The organism is Allobosea sp. LjRoot9 (genome assembly GCF_964252745.1).
GTDB lineage: Bacteria > Pseudomonadota > Alphaproteobacteria > Rhizobiales > Beijerinckiaceae > Allobosea.
Window position 1 is genome coordinate 303855 of sequence record NZ_CAXUPC020000004.1, and the last position, 16294, is coordinate 320148.

Annotated in this window: 16 protein-coding genes and 1 tRNA gene; 6 read left to right on the forward strand and 11 right to left on the reverse strand. The window is 65.7% G+C overall.

The genetic code is table 11. From position 1 onward, the window contains the following. Window positions 1-25: 25 nt before the first annotated feature. The 3 genes from ACSQ3P_RS18725 to ACSQ3P_RS18735 all read left to right on the forward strand — a co-directional run bounded on the left by ACSQ3P_RS18725 (window position 26) and on the right by ACSQ3P_RS18735 (window position 3529). Complete coding sequence (locus ACSQ3P_RS18725) at window positions 26-1375, forward strand: FAD-dependent oxidoreductase (protein WP_436167014.1); 1350 nt, start codon at window positions 26-28, stop codon at window positions 1373-1375. A 76-nt stretch (window positions 1376-1451) separates the two neighbouring features. Next, a complete protein-coding gene (locus ACSQ3P_RS18730) occupies window positions 1452-2546 on the forward strand; it encodes a glycosyltransferase family 4 protein (RefSeq protein WP_436167015.1) in 1095 nt (364 codons plus the stop codon). A 50-nt stretch (window positions 2547-2596) separates the two neighbouring features. Further along, window positions 2597-3529: a 1,3-beta-glucanase gene (locus ACSQ3P_RS18735; protein ID WP_436167016.1), complete on the forward strand. Its 933-nt coding sequence runs from the start codon at window positions 2597-2599 to the stop codon at window positions 3527-3529. Window positions 3530-3836: 307 nt separating this feature from the next. On the opposite strand, the gene ACSQ3P_RS18740 is transcribed toward ACSQ3P_RS18735, so the two are convergent. Beyond that, window positions 3837-3926 (reverse strand) — tRNA-Ser (locus ACSQ3P_RS18740). A 305-nt stretch (window positions 3927-4231) separates the two neighbouring features. On the opposite strand from ACSQ3P_RS18740, the gene ACSQ3P_RS18745 reads away from it, so the two are divergent. The 3 genes from ACSQ3P_RS18745 (at window position 4232) to ACSQ3P_RS18755 (ending at window position 6092) form a co-directional block, all read left to right on the forward strand. After that, a complete protein-coding gene (locus tag ACSQ3P_RS18745; protein WP_436167017.1) occupies window positions 4232-4921 on the forward strand; it encodes a 50S ribosomal protein L21 in 690 nt (229 codons plus the stop codon). Between the two features lie 100 nt (window positions 4922-5021). Then, on the forward strand, window positions 5022-5288 hold the full coding sequence (gene rpmA, locus ACSQ3P_RS18750) for a 50S ribosomal protein L27 (RefSeq protein ID WP_092171825.1): 267 nt from the start codon (window positions 5022-5024) through the stop codon (window positions 5286-5288). Window positions 5289-5441: 153 nt separating this feature from the next. After that, on the forward strand, window positions 5442-6092 hold the full coding sequence (locus ACSQ3P_RS18755; RefSeq protein ID WP_311912623.1) for a GNAT family N-acetyltransferase: 651 nt from the start codon (window positions 5442-5444) through the stop codon (window positions 6090-6092). A gap of 99 nt (window positions 6093-6191) precedes the next feature. Here the strand turns inward: ACSQ3P_RS18755 and denD are convergent, their stop codons facing one another. The 10 genes from denD to ACSQ3P_RS18805 all read right to left on the reverse strand — a co-directional run bounded on the left by denD (window position 6192) and on the right by ACSQ3P_RS18805 (window position 16277). Beyond that, entirely contained in the window at window positions 6192-7175 is a 984-nt protein-coding gene (gene denD, locus ACSQ3P_RS18760) for a D-erythronate dehydrogenase (RefSeq protein ID WP_436167018.1), read from the reverse strand. A 28-nt stretch (window positions 7176-7203) separates the two neighbouring features. Beyond that, complete coding sequence (locus ACSQ3P_RS18765) at window positions 7204-7950, reverse strand: SDR family oxidoreductase (RefSeq protein WP_069688774.1); 747 nt, start codon at window positions 7948-7950, stop codon at window positions 7204-7206. 16 nt (window positions 7951-7966) lie between these two features. Next, the gene (locus ACSQ3P_RS18770) at window positions 7967-9103 is read right to left on the reverse strand and encodes a GNAT family N-acetyltransferase (RefSeq protein WP_436167019.1); all 1137 of its coding nucleotides are present in this window, start codon (window positions 9101-9103) and stop codon (window positions 7967-7969) included. Continuing rightward, window positions 9100-9426, reverse strand: a complete 327-nt coding sequence (locus ACSQ3P_RS18775; RefSeq protein WP_436167020.1) for a hypothetical protein — start codon at window positions 9424-9426, stop codon at window positions 9100-9102. The genes ACSQ3P_RS18770 and ACSQ3P_RS18775 overlap by 4 nt, the downstream gene beginning before the upstream one ends. Continuing rightward, window positions 9423-10277 carry an isocitrate lyase/PEP mutase family protein gene (locus ACSQ3P_RS18780; RefSeq protein WP_436167021.1) on the reverse strand — a complete coding sequence of 285 codons (855 nt, stop codon included), beginning with the start codon at window positions 10275-10277 and terminating at the stop codon, window positions 9423-9425. The genes ACSQ3P_RS18775 and ACSQ3P_RS18780 overlap by 4 nt, the downstream gene beginning before the upstream one ends. Window positions 10278-10396: 119 nt before the next feature. After that, on the reverse strand, window positions 10397-11026 hold the full coding sequence (locus ACSQ3P_RS18785; protein WP_436167022.1) for a hypothetical protein: 630 nt from the start codon (window positions 11024-11026) through the stop codon (window positions 10397-10399). A gap of 17 nt (window positions 11027-11043) precedes the next feature. Then, complete coding sequence (locus ACSQ3P_RS18790; RefSeq protein ID WP_436167023.1) at window positions 11044-12078, reverse strand: zinc-dependent alcohol dehydrogenase; 1035 nt, start codon at window positions 12076-12078, stop codon at window positions 11044-11046. An 87-nt stretch (window positions 12079-12165) separates the two neighbouring features. Next, window positions 12166-13173 carry a Bug family tripartite tricarboxylate transporter substrate binding protein gene (locus ACSQ3P_RS18795; protein ID WP_436167024.1) on the reverse strand — a complete coding sequence of 336 codons (1008 nt, stop codon included), beginning with the start codon at window positions 13171-13173 and terminating at the stop codon, window positions 12166-12168. 205 nt (window positions 13174-13378) lie between these two features. Continuing rightward, window positions 13379-14281: a LysR family transcriptional regulator gene (locus ACSQ3P_RS18800; RefSeq protein ID WP_436167025.1), complete on the reverse strand. Its 903-nt coding sequence runs from the start codon at window positions 14279-14281 to the stop codon at window positions 13379-13381. 172 nt (window positions 14282-14453) lie between these two features. After that, on the reverse strand, window positions 14454-16277 hold the full coding sequence (locus tag ACSQ3P_RS18805; RefSeq protein ID WP_436167026.1) for an IlvD/Edd family dehydratase: 1824 nt from the start codon (window positions 16275-16277) through the stop codon (window positions 14454-14456). Window positions 16278-16294 lie beyond the last annotated feature (17 nt).

Genomic DNA, 16294 nt, shown 5'->3' on the forward strand with positions numbered 1-16294 from the left:
CACACCCGATCAATGAGGCTCGGCAATGGAAGAGGTGATCCAGCAGATTGGCGATGCCGACAGCACGGCTGCCGAGCGCTGCGACGTCATTGTCCTGGGCGCGGGCGTCTCCGGCCTGGTCTCGGCCTCGGTGCTCGCACAGCAGGGTTGCAGGCGGATCGTCGTCATTGACGAATACCCGCACATCGGCGGCAATCACATCAACTGGTCGTCGGGCGACTACACCTTCGACGTCGGTAGCCTGATCTTCCAGGACGACTCGCCGCTGCTGCAGCATTTCCCGGAACTGCTGCCACTTTACGTGCCTATCCAGCCGCGCTGGGCAAGGCTAAACCCGCAGCGCCTCATCACGGCATATCCGATCTCGGTAAAGGACGACATCCTGCGCGCCGGGCCGCTCGAGGTTGCTCGCATCTTGGCATCGGCGGCCTATGCCCGCCTTTTCAAACGGCGCATGCGCAACGCCCGCGAGTTTGCCCGCCATTGGATTGGGGCCCGGCTGCTGCATCGCTCGGGCCTCGACGCCTATATGACCCGATTCTACGGCATTGCGTCCGATCAGATCGGCATCGAACTGGCGCGCAAGCGCATGCAATGGATCAGCGAGCACGCTTCGTTGCGTGCCATGCTCGGCCGTCTGCGCCGAACGAAGCCGTCGGCGCCGAGCAATCGCCAGTTGGCCCGCCCGCGCGAAGGCTTCGAGGCGCTCTACGCCACTGCGGCCGCGACGTTATCCGCGCGTGGCGTCAGCTTCCTGATGGGGGCAAAGCTCGACCGGATCGAGAAACTCGACAATCGTTTCGTCCTGTTCCGCGAGGGGCGGGCGATTGTCGCCGATCGCGTCGTTTCGACGATTCCGATCCCGCAACTGCAGGCGCTCTGCAACCTGCCGGTCTCGCAGCAGCTCGAGACGATCACGCTGCTGGCGCTCTATTTCAGCTTCGACGGCGCGCGCGGCTTCGATGAGGAGATCATCTACAATTTCTCCTATGACGGCGCCTGGAAGCGCCTGACGATGTATTCCGACTTCTACGGTCGCGCGCAGGGGCGCGAGTATTTCGGCGTCGAGGTGATCGCCAACCATATCGGCAAGTCAGTCGCCCAGGCCGAGGCGGATTTCCGCGCGCATGTCGCGGCGAACGGACTCTTTTGCGGCGATCTCAGGCTCGAAGGCAGCCAACTCCTCGACAACGCCTATCCGATCTATCGCAATGGAGCAGACGAGAGCGCTGCCGAAGCGGTCAAGGCCCTGAAAGCCTTCGGGATCGAATCCCTGGGGCGCCAGGGCGGTTTCAATTACCAACCGACGGCAAGGGTCTCGACGATAGAGGCCGAAGCGGCGCTGCGGGGTACTCCCGCGGTCTCGGCACAGTAAATGCAAGGCCGTCGCGTCCAGCGGCGCAGAGGCGCGAGCGCAGGCGAGTTGGCGGTCCGAGCATCGTGATGGGCCCATGCGTATCCTCCATTTGCTGAATCACACGACGCAGTCGAACGGGCATGTTCACGCGGCGGTCGACCTTGCCTGCGAGCAGAGCCGCCTCGGCCATATCGTCGCTGTCGCCAGCAGCGGGGGCGATTTCGATGCGCTGCTCGCCCGCAACGGCGTCAAGGTTTTCACGATCGACCATCGGCGCAAGGCAGCGACACTGTTGCGGTCCGCCTGGACGCTGCGGCGGCTGGTCGGCACGTTCAGCGCCGACATCGTCCATGCCCATATGATGACCAGCGCCGTGCTTGCCTGGCCGATCTGCAAGCTCGCCGGTATCCCGCTGATCGCGACGGTTCACAATGAATTCGAGAAGAGCGCGATTCTCATGGGGCTCGGGACCCGTGTCATCGCGGTCAGCGCCGCGGTCGGCACATCGATGCGCCGGCGCGGCATCCCGGCCGCCAAGCTGCGCGTCATTCTCAACGGCACCATCGGCTCGGCTCGCGTGGCAAACCGCGAGACCACGCCAATCACGCTCGCCTCACCAAGCATCCTCTTCGTCGGCGGGCTGCACCCGCGCAAGGGCTTGGCCGATCTTTTCGTCGCCTTCGATCTGGTCCATCGCCGGCATCCGCGGGCGCGCCTGCACATCGTCGGCGATGGACCCTACGCGCAGACCTATCGCGACATGGTCGACGGTTTGTCCTGCTGCGAGGCCGTGCGCTTCGAAGGCAGCAAGGTCGATCCCTTCCCCTGGATGCGCGGCGCCGATATCTTTGTGTTGCCCTCTCATGCCGATCCCGCGCCGCTTGTCCTGCCGGAGGCGAGGGAGGCGGGCTGCGCCATCGTAGCGACGCAGGTTGATGGCATTCCCGAATTGCTGGAGGGCGGGGAAGCGGGCGTGCTGGTTCCGGCCCGCGATCCCGATGCGCTTGCCGCCGCGCTGTCCGAGCTGATCGCAACCCCTGGCGCGATCAGTCATTGGCGCGAGCAAAGCCAGCTCCGGATCGACCATCTGAGGATCGCCCGCGTCGCCCGCGAGACGCTCGACCTCTACGACGAGGCGATCCTGCAGCTCGGCCGGAGGGCCGGCTCGGCGCTGCCCCGTACGAATTGAAGACGCGGGAGCTGCTTGCGGCAGTCCTGACAGCCACACGGAGATGAGCGATGCCGATCATGCCGTCTCGCCGGATATTCCTGCGCGCAGCCGCGGCTCTCGCGACAGCGGCAGGCGCCCGTCCCATTTCGGTGGACGCACAGCAGAATGCGCCGGATCCGACGCTGGGCCGCACGCTCGTCTTCGATGAATCCTTCGCCAGCCTCGATCCGGCCATCTGGCAGGCCGGCCCCAAGGCGACCACCCATGAGCCTGGATTCTATGGTCGCTCGGCCTTCAGCCGGCGCGGTGGCGAGGAGGGCTTCGACCCCTATGCGATCGTCGCCGATCCGCTCGCCTCCGGAGGTCACGCCCTCGAGATTTCGGCCCGCTATCTTGGGCGGCCGATGAACGTGCCTGCCTATTACGGCAACGCGCTGCCGGAGTTCCAGTGGATTTCCGGCAACCTCCAGACGGCACGCAGGGACGGCACCATCCTGCGAGGTTGGCGTAACGGCTATTTCGAGGCGCGGATGCGGTTCCCGGCTCATCCGCTGAGCTTCCCGGCCTTCTGGCTGATGAACGGCCGCAGCATCCTCTTCCCGAAGACCAGCGTCGAAATCGACATCGTCGAGCACAAGGGCTGGGAGCATAGGCTCTACGGCGCCTATCTGCACGAATGGGGGCAGCCGGGCGAGCGGCACGAGGGGGTCGGCGTCCCCACGGAAGTCGATCTCACCAGCGGCTATTTCCGCTATGGCGGGCTAATCGATGGTGATCGTTGCGTGCTCTATTTCGAGCGCAAGCCGATCCGTGATCCGAAGACCGGCGCTGCGCTCGAGTGGCGGATCGGGCGTGCAAGCGAGATCGACGCGCAGGGCGACGTTTTCTGGCCCCTGATTACGCTCGCCTTGCGATCCGACGTCCCATTTCCGCAGCCACTCAGACCAGAAGATCAGCAGGCTCGGCTGCTGGTCGACTATGTCCGTGTCTACGGTAGTTAGCTGGATTGCCAGCTAATGTCCGCTTGCTGGTGAACGCCGAACTCCGCTTCCGGTGCAAGTTCGCCCCGCGATCGTCGCCGTTCGGAGCGAGAAAACGGGGCTGACGGGAGAGCGTGTGCGTTTCTGACTACTGCGGAAAATGCTCCATATGTAACTCAGCCGATCGGCCGAAATACACGACGCGGCGCCCTGAAAAGGAGCAACGTAGCCCGCGCATCTGGCGGCCTTCGCGCGCTCTGAAAACGCCTTTCAACTGCAGTCAGGGTCCGTCGCCTGAGCCGACAATAGCAGCCCAATATAGGGAAAGTGGCGGACAGGGAGGGATTTGAACCCCCGATACCCTTGCGGGTATGCCGCATTTCGAGTGCGGTGCATTCAACCACTCTGCCACCTGTCCGCGGTCGCACTTCGTCGAAGCGGGCTGGTTACTACACGCCACACCGGGCGGAGACAAGCCTTGGCAACGTCATAAATCGGCAAGCCCGGCGTGCTTTTGCTTGACCTCGCCTAGCCCAAGGACTATCGAGCCTCGTCCGGCGTGGGGAAACCCGCGCCCGATCTCTTTTGGCGTTCTGGTTTCGCGTTTCGCGTGCCGCACCCGACAGAGCAAACCAAACCACGCAACCGACTGCCAAAAAGCTGTCCCGCGTGAGCCTCCTCGAGGGGGCCATGACAGGGCAGGGCTGAACATGGAGAACAATGATGTTCGCAGTCATCAAAACCGGCGGCAAGCAGTTCCGCGTCGCCGCGAACGATGAAATCACTATCGCCAAGCTCGTTGGAGAGCCTGGCGACACCGTCGCCTTCGGCGAGGTGCTGATGCTGACCGATGGCGACAAGTCGACCGTCGGCGCGCCCTTCCTCGGCGACATCACCGTCGCCGGCGAGATCGTCAAGCAGGCGCGCGGCGAGAAGGTCATCGCCTTCAAGAAGCGCCGCCGCCAGAACTCGAAGCGCAAGCGCGGCTTCCGCGCCGAGCTGACGATCGTGCGTATCACCGACATCCTCACCGGCGGCAAGAAGCCGGAGATGAAGAAGGGCGATGCTTCCGCCGTGGCTTTGAAGGCTGCTTCGCCCGCGACCAAGGGCAAGGCCGAGCCGAAGGCCGCCAAGAGCGCTGCCAAGGCCGAGGCCCTCGACGCTTCGAACCTCTCGCTGATCTCGGGCGTCGGCCCGACCATCGAGAAGAAGCTGCGCGCTGCCGGCATCGTCTCGTGGAACGAGATCGCCGCCTGGAGCGAGGCTGATGTCGCCAAGTGGGACGAGGAGCTGAAGCTCCGCGGCCGCGCCACCCGTGAGGAATGGGTCGAGCAGGCCAAGGAACTCCTGGCCGGCAAGCCCCCGCGGGCCAAGGCGGACCAGGCCGAATTGGCGTCCGGCGAGGATTACTGACAGCTCCTGTCAGGCATCCCCGCAGTTTCATCTCCGAACCCGGTGGCTTTTGCCGCCGATTCGGGTTAAGCAGGCTACAGAGTTTTTGAGGTAGGGCGTTATGGCTCACAAAAAGGCAGGCGGTTCGTCCCGCAACGGTCGCGACTCCGAAAGCAAGCGCCTCGGTGTGAAGCGCTTCGGCGACCAGGCGGTCGTTCCCGGCAACATCATCATCCGCCAGCGCGGAACCAAATGGCACGCGGGCGTGAACGTCGGCATGGGCAAGGATCATACCTTGTTCGCGCTCACGTCCGGCCGCGTCCGATTCATTACGAAGCTCGGCCGAGCTTTCGTGAACGTAGTCCCGGCCCAACAGGCCGCAGAATAAACGGCGGATAGGGAATTTCCTCGATCCGCCGGTTCCACCGAACCGGATCGGATCAAGGGTCTAAACCCTAAGCGGGTTTCCCGAAGGTCAAGGAAAAGGGGAGGTGGGACAAAATCCCAGCTCCTTTTTTCGTTTGCGCCGACGGAGAGACCGATGTTCCCCGAATTGACCCGCGACGATGTCTTCCGGCTCGAGACCCGCCGTCTCTGGCTGCGCTGGACCCGTATGGCCGATGCTTCCGCCATCCTGCGCCTCGCAGGGGAGAAAGCCGTGGCCGAGATGACGGCCGCGATTCCGCATCCCTACCCGGTCGATGCGGTCGAGCCTTTCATCTTCGCGATGCGCAAGGGCAATGCGCTGGGCGAGCACCTCGTGCTTGCGATCACGCCGCGCGCCAAGCCCAACGAGCTGATCGGCATGATCGGCGCGCATAAGCAGGCGACGGGCATCCCCTTCATCGGCTACTGGCTCGGCACTCCACATTGGGGCAAGGGCTTTGCGACGGAGGCCGTGCAGGCGCTGATCGACACGCTGTTCACGCTTGTCGACGTGCCGGCGATCGATGCCGACACCCGCGTCATCAACCCGGCCTCGCGCCGCGTGCTGGAGAAGTCCGGCTTCCGGCAGGAGGGCTCTTTCCTCAAGTCGCTGCCGGCACGTGGCGGGCTCTTCCCCTGCGAGCAGTTCCGGCTCGATCGCTCGACCTGGTCGGCGCTGAAGAGCTGGGGCTCGAGCGGCTGGGCCCATGCGCCCGACTTCGCTCCCGAGGTCGAGGCGGCATCCGGCGAGCCCTGCCCGGCATGACGGCGTGAAGCCTGCCCCGGCATGAAAACAGGAAAGGCCCCGGAGCGATCCGGGGCCTTTCTCTTGTGGCGGGTCTGAATCTCGCGGAGACAGATGCCCTTACCTGACGAAGTTTCCGCCCAGTTCGTCCTCGATATGGATGCGGATGATCTCCTCGAAGTTCGCCTCGGCGGTGAAGCCGAGCGCGGTCGCCCGTTGCGGATCGAAATTGCGCGGCCAGCCGGCGACGATGCCGTCGATGACCGGATCGGGCACGCGCTTGATGCGCGCCACGACATTGTCGCCCGCGACCTTGCGCAGCGCCTCGATCTGCTCGGCGACGGTGCAGGAATAGCCGGGCATGGTCAGGTTCCGGCGCGGGCCGATCGCGGCTGTATCCATCGTCGCGGCATGGGTCAGGAAGCCGACCGCCGAGCGCGGCGAGGCGTGCCAATGGCGCACCTGGTCGGAGACCGGCAGCACGGCGTCGATGCCGTTGAGCGGTTCGCGGAGGATATTGGAGAAGAAGCCCGAAGCCGCCTTGTTGGGTGAGCCCGGCCTGACGCAGATCGTCGGGAAGCGGATGCCGACGCCGTCGAAGAAGCCGCGGCGGCTATAGTCGGAGAGCAGCAATTCGCAGATCGCCTTCTGCGTGCCGTAGCTGGTCAGCGGGGTGGTGAAGAACTCATCCTCGATCTTGTCGTGGAACGGCGCGCCGAACACGGCGACCGAGGAGGTGAAGACCAGGCGCGGCTTGTAGCCGCCGCCGGCCTTGCGGATCGCCTCGAAGAGATGGCGCGTGCCGTCGAGATTGATGCGGTAACCCTTGTCGAAATCGGCCTCGGCCTCGCCGGAGACGACGGCGGCGAGATGCACGATCAGCTCCGGGCGCGAGGCGATCAACCCTTCGGCCTCGCCTTCATTGGCGAGGTCGGAGACCACCGCGTCGAAGATGAAGGGGCACGCCGCAGGCGCAGTCGCGGCGACGACGTCCTGTGCCGTGACCTTGTCGATCGGCTTGCCGCCGAGTTCGCCGGTATGGGCCAGGCGTTCGATGAATTTGCGGCCGACCATGCCGGCGCCGCCGAGAACGAGAATATGCATCGTCTTGTCCTTCAGTTCGTGCGGCGCGTCAGAGCGCGAAGCCGCCATCGGCGAGATGGATCTGGCCCGTGGTGTAGCTTGCCTCGTCGGAGCCGAGATAAACCGCAAGCCAGGCGATCTCCTCGGCCGTGCCGAGCCGGCCCATGGGCTGGCGATCGATGAAGGCCTGGCGGGCGGCGGCCTCGCTGGTCTTGGTCAGCGCAGCCAGATCCTTGATGCGGTGATCGAGCGAGGGTGACTGGATCGTGCCCGGGCAGATCGCGTTCGAGCGAATGCCCTTCTTGATGTAGTCGGCGGCGACGGCCTTGGTCAGGCCGATCACGGCTGCTTTGGTCGCACCATAGACATAGCGGTTCGGGATGCCGCGCACCGAGCCGGCACCCGAGGCGATGTTGACGATCGAGCCCTTGCCGGCGGCGAGCATGCCGGGAACGAAGGCCTTGATCGTGCGGTGCATCGATTTGACGTTGAGGTCGAAGGAGAACTCCCAGGCCTTGTCGTCGCATTCCAGGATCGTGCCGTGGTGCACGAAGCCGGCCGCGTTCACCAGAATGTCGATGGTGCCGATCTTCTCGGCGAAGGCCTCGACCGCCTTGGTCGAGAGCACGTCGAGCTTGCGCTTCTTCGCCTTGGGAATGCCCTCCAGCAAGGCGACATCCTTGTCGGTCGCATAGACCGTCGCGCCCTCGGCGACGAAGGCTTCGGCGATTGCGCGGCCGATGCCCTGTCCGGCCGCGGTGACGACCGCAACCTTGCCCTTCAAACGTCCTGCCATGGTATTTCGTCCCTGTTCAGCCGGCTTTTTGCAGTTGCTTGCGCATGTGAGTGAGCCGCCGGTCGGCCAACTCCTGATGATGGGTGATGACGTAGCCGAGCCGCTCATACCAGCCGATGCGCTGGGTCAGCTTGGCGTGGGTGTAAAGATGGACCGCGTCGAATTGCAGCGCCTGGGCGCGCTCATCGGCAAAGTCCATCAAGGCGCGGCCGAGCTTGCGCCCGGCAGCTTCTGGCGCGACCGCGATGCTCCAGAGCGTGAACTTGCCGTCCTCGATCTCAAGCACGAGCGCCGCCTCGAGCCCGCCTGCGCCGTCGGCCAGCCAGACTTCGTGCTCGGCGACGACCTGGGCGTAATCGGCGATGCGCGGCAGGGAGGGCACGCCGATGATGCTTTCATTGGGCGTGTAGGCCGCGTTCTTCAGCGCCAGGATTGCCGGAATGTCGTTCGTGGTGGCTCGGCGCAGCGGGACCGTGCCGGCGAGCGCCGTCGGCTGGTTGAAGGCGGCGAGGGAGAGCTTTTGGGCGCCGTTGGCGTCGAAATTCTCTGGCGCGAGCCAGCGCCGGAAGCCTTGCGCGCGGACCGGCCATTCGCTGTCGAGGATCGAGAACCAGGCGGTGTCGCGGTTCCTGCCCTTGACCACCATGTGCTGGCGGAATAGCCCCTCATATTGGAAGCCGAAGCGCAAGGCGGCGCGCTTGGAGGGCTCGTTCAGATTGTTGCACTTCCATTCGAAGCGGCGATAGCCGAGCGAGAAGCCGTATTCGCCGCAGAGATAGATTGCCTCGGTGGCGACGCGGGTCTTCTGCAGCGCCGGCGAATAGGTGATGTAGCCGACTTCGAAGACGCCCTGCTCGGGACGGATCTCCATCAACCAGAGATGGCCCTTGGCCTTGCCGTCCGCCTTGTCGATGACCGCGAAGGGCACGATACCGGCCTTGCTCGCCATCATCTCGAGCAATTCGCGGTAGCTCTCGCGCGATTGCGGCGGATGGGCCGGCATCCAATCCCAGATGTGGTCGTGACCCTGGTTCACCGCCCAGATGTCGTCGAGATGGCGGGCGGGATCGATCGGCTCGAGTCGGCAATACTGGCCTTCGAGGACCTTGGCGGGCGGGAAGGGTGGGGCCTTCCAGTCGAGCAGCGTCGTCATGGTTGGGTCGTCTCCCGCCAGCCGTTCAAATCCGTCGTCACCGTCCAGCTCGCGCCGAGTTCCGCGCGGATCGCCTCAGTGAGGGCTGCGCCCTCGGCCTCCCAGGCCAATTGCTCGACGGCGTCGGGAAAGCGCGAGCGGGCTTCGTTGTCCTCTTCATAGATGGCGTCGAAAGCATCCATCCAGGCCTCCAGCCTGTCCGCAAGCTCCTCGGACAGGCCGATATCCTCGGCATCGACCGGTTTGCGCTTGCCCTTGGCGTCGAGCGTCCAAAGGCCGCTCAGGCCGAGCCAGGCCGGTGCGATCAATAGCGTGCCGCTCACGAATGCGCCTTCAGGTCGCGCGCCTTCAGATCGGCGGTGAAGAACGGATTCAGCGGCGCGGACGGGCCGTTGCCGGCGAAACCCTTGAAGCTGCCCTCGTCGCGGATCAGACGGGTGGCTTCGATAAAGGCGGCCCAGGCTGCGCGTGCCAGAGCGCCGCCGATCGAGATGCGACGGATGCCGAGCCCGGCGATTTCCGGCACGGTGAGGCCGAAATCGCCATAGATCAATTGGTTGACCGGCTTGCCACCGGCAGCCGCGACGATCGTCGCGATCTGTTCCTTCGTCTTCGGGCCGGGCGCATAGAGCACGTCGGCGCCGGCCTCGGCATAGGCCGCGATGCGCCGCGCCGCTTCGTTCAGCGCATCGGGGTGGCCGGTGAGGAAACATTCGGCGCGCGCCGTCAGCACGACGCCGGAGCCGGTCTCGTCGACGGCGCGCCGCGCCGCCTTGATGCGCTCGACCGCCAGCTCGAACGGGTAGAGCGGCTCATCCGGCTGGCCGGTCGCATCCTCGATCGAGAGGCCGGCGACTCCGGTCGCGATGCAAAGCTTGGTGTTGGCCGCGACGCCGTCGGGCGTATCGGCATAGCCGTTCTCGAAATCGGCATTGACCGGCAAATCCGGCACCGCCTTCACCATCTCGGCGATGTGGGCGAGCATCATGTCGCGCGGCACGTCCTGGTCGGCGCGGCCTTGCGTGAAGGCGAAGCCCGCGCTCGTCGTCGCCAGCGCCTTGAAGTCCTGGCCATGCAGCCAGCGCGCCGAGCCGAGATCCCATGGGTTGGGCATCACGAAGCAACCGGCCTCGTGCAGCTTGCGAAAGGCGTCGACCTGAGGGGAGTAGGCCATTTTAAATCGTTTCAAATCGGCTGGTTCTTCGGGCAGCCATACTGTCCGGCAAGAGCGTTCTTGTCAGCCCTTCGTTTCATGCGCAAGCGCTCGCCCCGAATGCGCCTCAGGCATGAGCCTCAATAGGCGAGGATCAGATTATAGACGCTGCGTTCGAGGACTGGCCCGCTCAGGCGGTTCGCGATGGATTTGAGCGCTGTCGTCAGGCTGGCGCCATCGGTTCCGCTCAGCATCGCGGCGGCATGCCTGACCGACAGGGCGGGATCGGGCGCGAAGGCGGGATGAGGCTGCGTGTCTTGGGAGGCTCCGATGCGCAGCTCGGCGATGCCGCTATGCCCAATCATCGCCGCGAGAGCCGCGACATCGTCCTGCATGCCGTCCTCCGGCGCGGTCCAGCGCAGAAAGCCGAGATGGCTGCCGCAGCCGGCGCCGAAGCGGGCGCGCTCGCGATAGACGAAGCGCCGGAAATTGCCCATCAGCGGGCGCATAAGGCGCGAGGCTGGCGTCGGATTAGCCAGCAGATGGCGATATTCGGGGGTTTCCAGCGCGTCGGGGCTGTCGAGATCGTAGAGCGTCAGGAAGCGGCGTTCCTGCCCCCGTCCGCGCACGAAACGCCGGCCGCCAAGGAAGCCGGGCATGGTCAAACGCTCCGGCACATGCTCGAAGCTGTGCCAGGCCTCGTAGTCTGCGAGCGCAGCCGGCTCGACCGAGTTGGCGATGACGAGGAAGCCGGATCCGCGCCAGTCCATGCCAGGTCCGTTCGCCGTCATGGCCGCAGCATGATCTTGGAGGCGGAGCGGTTCTTGGCGCGCACGAAGGCGGCGGGCGCCTCCGCCAGCGCGACCTCCTCCGTGATCATGTGGGAGACGCGCGCACTATCGGCGGCGAGGTAGCCGAGCACGCGCGGCCATGTCGCTAGGGGCGCGCGATAGGAGCCGCGGATCTGCTGGTGGCGCCTGACCAGGGTCGTCAGATCGACGGCGGCCGGTTTGGCATGGATACCGCAGATCGTCAGCACCCCGCGCAAGGCGAGCAGATCGAGCGCCTCGCCAACAAGCGCCGGCACGCCGGCAGCCTCGATGATCCGGTCATAGGACACAGGCAACCCGGCCCGTTCTAGGCCTTCGCGCAGCGAGGTGCCGACCGTGTCGAGCGTATCGACGAAGCCCATTTCGCGCAGGGTCGCCAGGCGTGCGGCGTCGTCATGTCCGGCGATGACGATACGGCTGGCACCGGCCGCCTCGGCGAAGAGCGCAATGCCTTGGCCGATCGTGCCGGGGCCGATGATGAGCACGCTGTCGCCTTGCCTCACGCCGGCGGTATCGACAGCCTCGGCCGAGACGGTCATCGGCTCGGTCAATGCGGCGAGCGCGTCGGACAGTGCCTCGGGCACCGGCACGCAGTTCTCGGCAGGCACGCAGGCGAGAGCGGCGAAACCGCCGTCGCGCACGATGCCGATGCCACGCCGCGTGACGCAATCCTCCGCCTGCCCGTTGCGGCAGCGTTCGCATTGGCCGCAGACGACGGAGGGCCGGATGACGACCCGGTCGCCGAGGCGCAAGTCCGAGACAGCCTCGCCCAGACGGGCCACCCTGCCGGCGAATTCATGGCCCATCGTCACCGGCATCGCCTGCGCCATTGCGGCATAGCCGGCGGTCCAGTCGGCGATGTGGAGGTCGGTGCCGCAGATGCCGGCGGCTGCGACCGCGACGACGACCTCGTCAGGCCCGGGCGCGGCCGGTTCCGGAACCTCGCACAGGGCGATGCCCGGCTCGGGCGCGAGTTTTCGAAGCGCTAGCATGCCCCTGTCCCTGTCGAAAACGCTCTAGGTCTTTGTTTTAACGCGTTTTCTTCACGCGAACCGGTAGCCACTTCGCTTGAAAACGCTCTATTCGCCCTTGATGCCGGCCGCCTTGATCACGCCGGCCCAGGTCTGCGCATCCTTGGCCATGAAGCTTGCAAGCGCCTCGGTGGTGTCGGGCGCAGGTTCTGCGCCGATCTCGATCAGCCGGGCGGCGATCTCCGGCTTGGCAAGGGCGCCGTTCACCGCCGCGTTGAGGGTCGCGACCACGGCGGGCGGCGTGTTCTTCGGCGCGACCAGCGCGACCCAGGCGGAGAGGTCGTAGCCGGCATAGCCTTGCTCGGCGACGGTCGGGACATCGGGCAGCAGGCTCGTGCGCTTGGCCGTGGTGACGCCGAGCGCCCGCAAGGTGCCACCCTTCACATGAGCGGAGGCGCCAGCCAGCGTCGAGAACATCACGTCGATATTGCCGCTCATCGCATCGGTCAGGGCCGGAGCCTCGCCGCGATAGGCGACATGCAGGACCGGCGCGCCGGAGACGAGCCCGAAGACCTCGCCGGCGAGATGCGCCACGGTGTTGGCACCGCCCGAGCCGAAGGTGATCGGCGTGCCGCGCGTCTTGCCCAGCGCCTCGAGCTCCTTCATCGTCTTGGCCGGCAATTTCAGGCCCGACGTCACCACGAAGGGTAGCTTGGCGATCATCGCCACGGGGACGAGATCGGTCTTCCAGTCGAAGGGCAGGCTGCTGCGCAGCGCCGGGTTGATCACCATGGTGGTGGGCGCGGCGAGCAGTGTGTAGCCGTCGGGCTCGGCCTTGGCGACGGCCTGCGAGCCCAGCACCGTGCCGGCGCCGCCGCGGTTCTCGATGACGAGGCGCTGCTTGAGGATGTCGCCGGCGGCTTCCGCCACGACCCGCACCACGACATCGACGCCACCGCCTGCCGCGAAGGGCACGATCAATTGCATCACGCGCGTGGGATAGGTCTGCGCCAAGGCGGGCCGCGCTGTCGCGCTCGCCAGGATGGCCAAGGCGCCGGTCAGGGCCGCGCGGCGTGAGATCGTGTCGCCCCCATGGGCGCCGTCGGATTCGGTCATGATCATCCTCCCCGGATCAGTTTTGTTTTTTTGCTAGAGCAATTTCCGATCCGGCTGGATCGTTCAATTGCTCCTGCTCTTTGTTTTAACGCGTTTTCTTCACGCGAACCGGTGCCCACTTCGCTCGAAAACGCTCTAGCGGCGAGAAAGCCAGCGATGGCGAGTGGCTACAAGGGCGAAATCTGGAGTGCGCCATAGCCTGAGGCTATGGTTGCGCGCTGAGTTCTGCCGCCTGTTGCCGCAAGGCCATCTCGAAATGCTGCATCAGCTGGCTGCGTGCGCGTTCGATCGGCCGATGCAGATAGATGTCGTAGGGCGGGGGATGGTCGAGCCGCCTGACCGCGACCCGGCTCCGGTCGGCTGCGAGCGCGCTGAACGCATCGACGATTGCGACGCCAATCCCGGCTTCCGCCAGGCCGATCGCGGTTTCGGCGAAACGCGCAACATGGGTGCGCGTCGGCGCGACGCCGCCCGCCCGCAAGACGGCATCGACCGCGAGACCATGCACCGAATGCGGCTCGAACACGATGATCGGCTGGCCAGCCAGGCAGGACGGCGCCAGCGGGCCGTCGCCGGCCGGCAGCCAGTCGCTTGGAGCGACCGCCATGACCGGAGCCTTGGCGACAGGCACGCTGCGGATACCGGCATGCAGGATCGGGAACAAGGTGACGGCGCATTCGCCCTGGCCCGAGAGCAGATAGTCCATCACCTGGCTGACGAAGAGGATATCGACATGCAGGCTCAGGCCCGGATGCTCCTTCAGCAGATCGGCTGTGGCCAGCGGGACCAGAAGCCGCCCGACGCTGGGCGAAGCTCCCAGTCGCAGCGAGCCGCCATCGGCACGGGTGATGCGCAGCGCACGGGCGAGCGCACCCTCCATCTGCTCGAAGGCGAGATCGACCTCGCCGAGCAGCCGGTGCGCTTCCGCCGTCGGCACGAGCCGGCCGCCATGCCGGTCGAAGAGGGCAAGCGCGCAAATGTCCTCGATGCGCCGGATCGTCTTGGTCACGGTCGGTTGGGCAATGCGCAGCTCCCGGGCGGCGCCGACCACGGTGCGGCAGCGCATCAGCGCCCGGAACACCTCGATCTGGCGCAGCGTGAGCTGCATGGTTCCGCGCTCCTGCGCCTGTCGCCGTCATTGCGAGGAGGCGAAGCCGACGAAGCAATCCAGGGGGGTACGTGATTCCTGGATTGCTTCGCGGAGTCTGTACTCGGGCTTGCCGAAGGCAAGACCCGGGTGCTCGCAATGACGAGGATAGCGTTCGGTACGTGCTCGTGCGTCAGTGGTTGTCGCGCGGCACGCCGAACTTCTTGTGGATCTTCTGGTACTTGACCGCCGGCTTCAGCACCATGCCCTCGGAGAGTTCGCCGACGATCTTGCGCTGGATCTCCTGCCAGGGGGTCTGGCTCCTAGGGTATTTGTAGCCGCCGGCAGCCTTCAACGCGGCGCGGCGCTCCTCGAGCTCCTTGTCGGAGATCAGGATGTCGGCGCTGCGCTTGTTGAGGTCGATGCGGACCTTGTCGCCGGTCCTGAGAAGTGCGAGCCCGCCGCCGGTCGCCGCTTCCGGCGAGGCGTTCAGGATCGAGGGCGAGCCGGAGGTGCCCGATTGCCGGCCATCGCCGACGCAGGCCAGCGCAGTGACGCCCTTCTTGATCAGGTAGTTCGGCGGCCGCATGTTCACGACCTCGGCCGCGCCGGGATAGCCGATCGGCCCGACGCCGCGGATGAACAGGATCGAGTGCTCGTCGATCGCGAGGGCCGGGTCGTCGATGCGGTGGTGGTAATCCTCCGGCCCGTCGAAGACGATCGCCTTGCCCTCGAAGGCCATCGGGTCCTTCGGGTTCTCGAGATAGCGCTTGCGGAATTCCGGCGTGATCACGCTGGTCTTCATGATGGCGGAATCGAACAGATTGCCGCGCAGATTGAGGAAGCCGGACTGGGCCTTCATCGGCTCGTCATAGGCCTTGATGACGCGGCGGTCCTCGGCGAAGAAGCCCTCGCAATTCTCGGCCAGCGTCTTGCCGTTGGCGGTGATGGCGGGCTTGATCTTGCCCTTGGCGACAAGCTCGGCGACCACGGCGGGCACGCCGCCGGCGCGGTAGTAATCCTCGCCGAGATATTCGCCGGCAGGCTGCAGGTTCACCAGCAGCGGGATATCATAGCCGACCGCCGTCCAATCCTCGTTGTCGAGGGGAACGCCGATATGCTTGGCGATGGCGTTGACCGAGATCGGCGCGTTGGTCGAGCCGCCGATGGCCGAGTTGACCACGATCGCGTTCTCGAAGGCTTCGCGCGTCATGATCTTGGACGGGATCAAATTCTCCCAGACCATGTCGACGATGCGAAGGCCGGTGAGATAGGCCATTTCGTAGCGGTCGCGATAAGGCGCGGGGATCGCGGCCGCGCCGGGTAGCGTCATGCCGAGCGCCTCGGCGATCGAGTTCATCGTCGTCGCCGTGCCCATGGTGTTGCAATGGCCGGCCGAGGGCGCCGAGGACGCAACCAGATCGACGAAGCCCTTATAGTCGATCTCGCCGGCCGCCATCATCTGGCGCGCCTTCCAGACGATGGTGCCGGAGCCGGTGCGCTCGCCACGGAAATTGCCGTTCAGCATCGGGCCGCCCGGCAGGGCGATCGCCGGGATATCGACGGTCGCCGCCGCCATCAGCTGGGCCGGCGTGGTCTTGTCGCAGCCGGTCGTCAGCACGACGCCGTCGAGCGGATAGCCGTAGAGGATCTCGACGAGCGAGAGATATTGCAGGTTGCGGTCAAGGCTGGCGGTCGGGCGCTTGCAGGTTTCCTGGATCGGGTGGATCGGAAACTCGAAGGGCACGCCGCCGCGCTCGCGGATGCCGTCGCGAACGCGATGGGCGAGCTCGATATGGTGGCGGTTGCAGGGCGCGATGTCGGAGCCGGTCTGGGCGATGCCGATAATCGGACGGCCGGACTGCAATTCGTCGCGCGACAGGCCGAAATTCATGGTGCGCTCGATATAGAGCGCCGTCATGTCGGCATTGGCGGGATTGTCGAACCAGGCCTTCGAGCGCAGCTGTTCGGGCTTGATCTTGCGGACCGGCTTCTTGCCGGCAGGTGCTTTGGCCATCCTCGTCTTTTCCTCTC

What these genes read in the sequence shown, in the direction of transcription:
- ACSQ3P_RS18725 (WP_436167014.1), top strand. Translation starts at nt 26, where the DNA reads ATGGAAGAGGTGATCCAGCAGATTGGCGATGCCGACAGCACGGCTGCC.
- ACSQ3P_RS18745 (WP_436167017.1), top strand. Translation starts at nt 4,232, where the DNA reads ATGTTCGCAGTCATCAAAACCGGCGGCAAGCAGTTCCGCGTCGCCGCG.
- denD (WP_436167018.1), bottom strand. Translation starts at nt 7,175, where the DNA reads ATGCATATTCTCGTTCTCGGCGGCGCCGGCATGGTCGGCCGCAAATTC.
- ACSQ3P_RS18780 (WP_436167021.1), bottom strand. Translation starts at nt 10,277, where the DNA reads ATGGCCTACTCCCCTCAGGTCGACGCCTTTCGCAAGCTGCACGAGGCC.
- ACSQ3P_RS18735 (WP_436167016.1), top strand. Translation starts at nt 2,597, where the DNA reads ATGCCGATCATGCCGTCTCGCCGGATATTCCTGCGCGCAGCCGCGGCT.
- ACSQ3P_RS18755 (WP_311912623.1), top strand. Translation starts at nt 5,442, where the DNA reads ATGTTCCCCGAATTGACCCGCGACGATGTCTTCCGGCTCGAGACCCGC.
- ACSQ3P_RS18730 (WP_436167015.1), top strand. Translation starts at nt 1,452, where the DNA reads ATGCGTATCCTCCATTTGCTGAATCACACGACGCAGTCGAACGGGCAT.
- ACSQ3P_RS18805 (WP_436167026.1), bottom strand. Translation starts at nt 16,277, where the DNA reads ATGGCCAAAGCACCTGCCGGCAAGAAGCCGGTCCGCAAGATCAAGCCC.
- ACSQ3P_RS18800 (WP_436167025.1), bottom strand. Translation starts at nt 14,281, where the DNA reads ATGCAGCTCACGCTGCGCCAGATCGAGGTGTTCCGGGCGCTGATGCGC.
- ACSQ3P_RS18785 (WP_436167022.1), bottom strand. Translation starts at nt 11,026, where the DNA reads ATGGACTGGCGCGGATCCGGCTTCCTCGTCATCGCCAACTCGGTCGAG.
- ACSQ3P_RS18795 (WP_436167024.1), bottom strand. Translation starts at nt 13,173, where the DNA reads ATGACCGAATCCGACGGCGCCCATGGGGGCGACACGATCTCACGCCGC.
- ACSQ3P_RS18790 (WP_436167023.1), bottom strand. Translation starts at nt 12,078, where the DNA reads ATGCTAGCGCTTCGAAAACTCGCGCCCGAGCCGGGCATCGCCCTGTGC.
- ACSQ3P_RS18770 (WP_436167019.1), bottom strand. Translation starts at nt 9,103, where the DNA reads ATGACGACGCTGCTCGACTGGAAGGCCCCACCCTTCCCGCCCGCCAAG.
- rpmA (WP_092171825.1), top strand. Translation starts at nt 5,022, where the DNA reads ATGGCTCACAAAAAGGCAGGCGGTTCGTCCCGCAACGGTCGCGACTCC.
- ACSQ3P_RS18765 (WP_069688774.1), bottom strand. Translation starts at nt 7,950, where the DNA reads ATGGCAGGACGTTTGAAGGGCAAGGTTGCGGTCGTCACCGCGGCCGGA.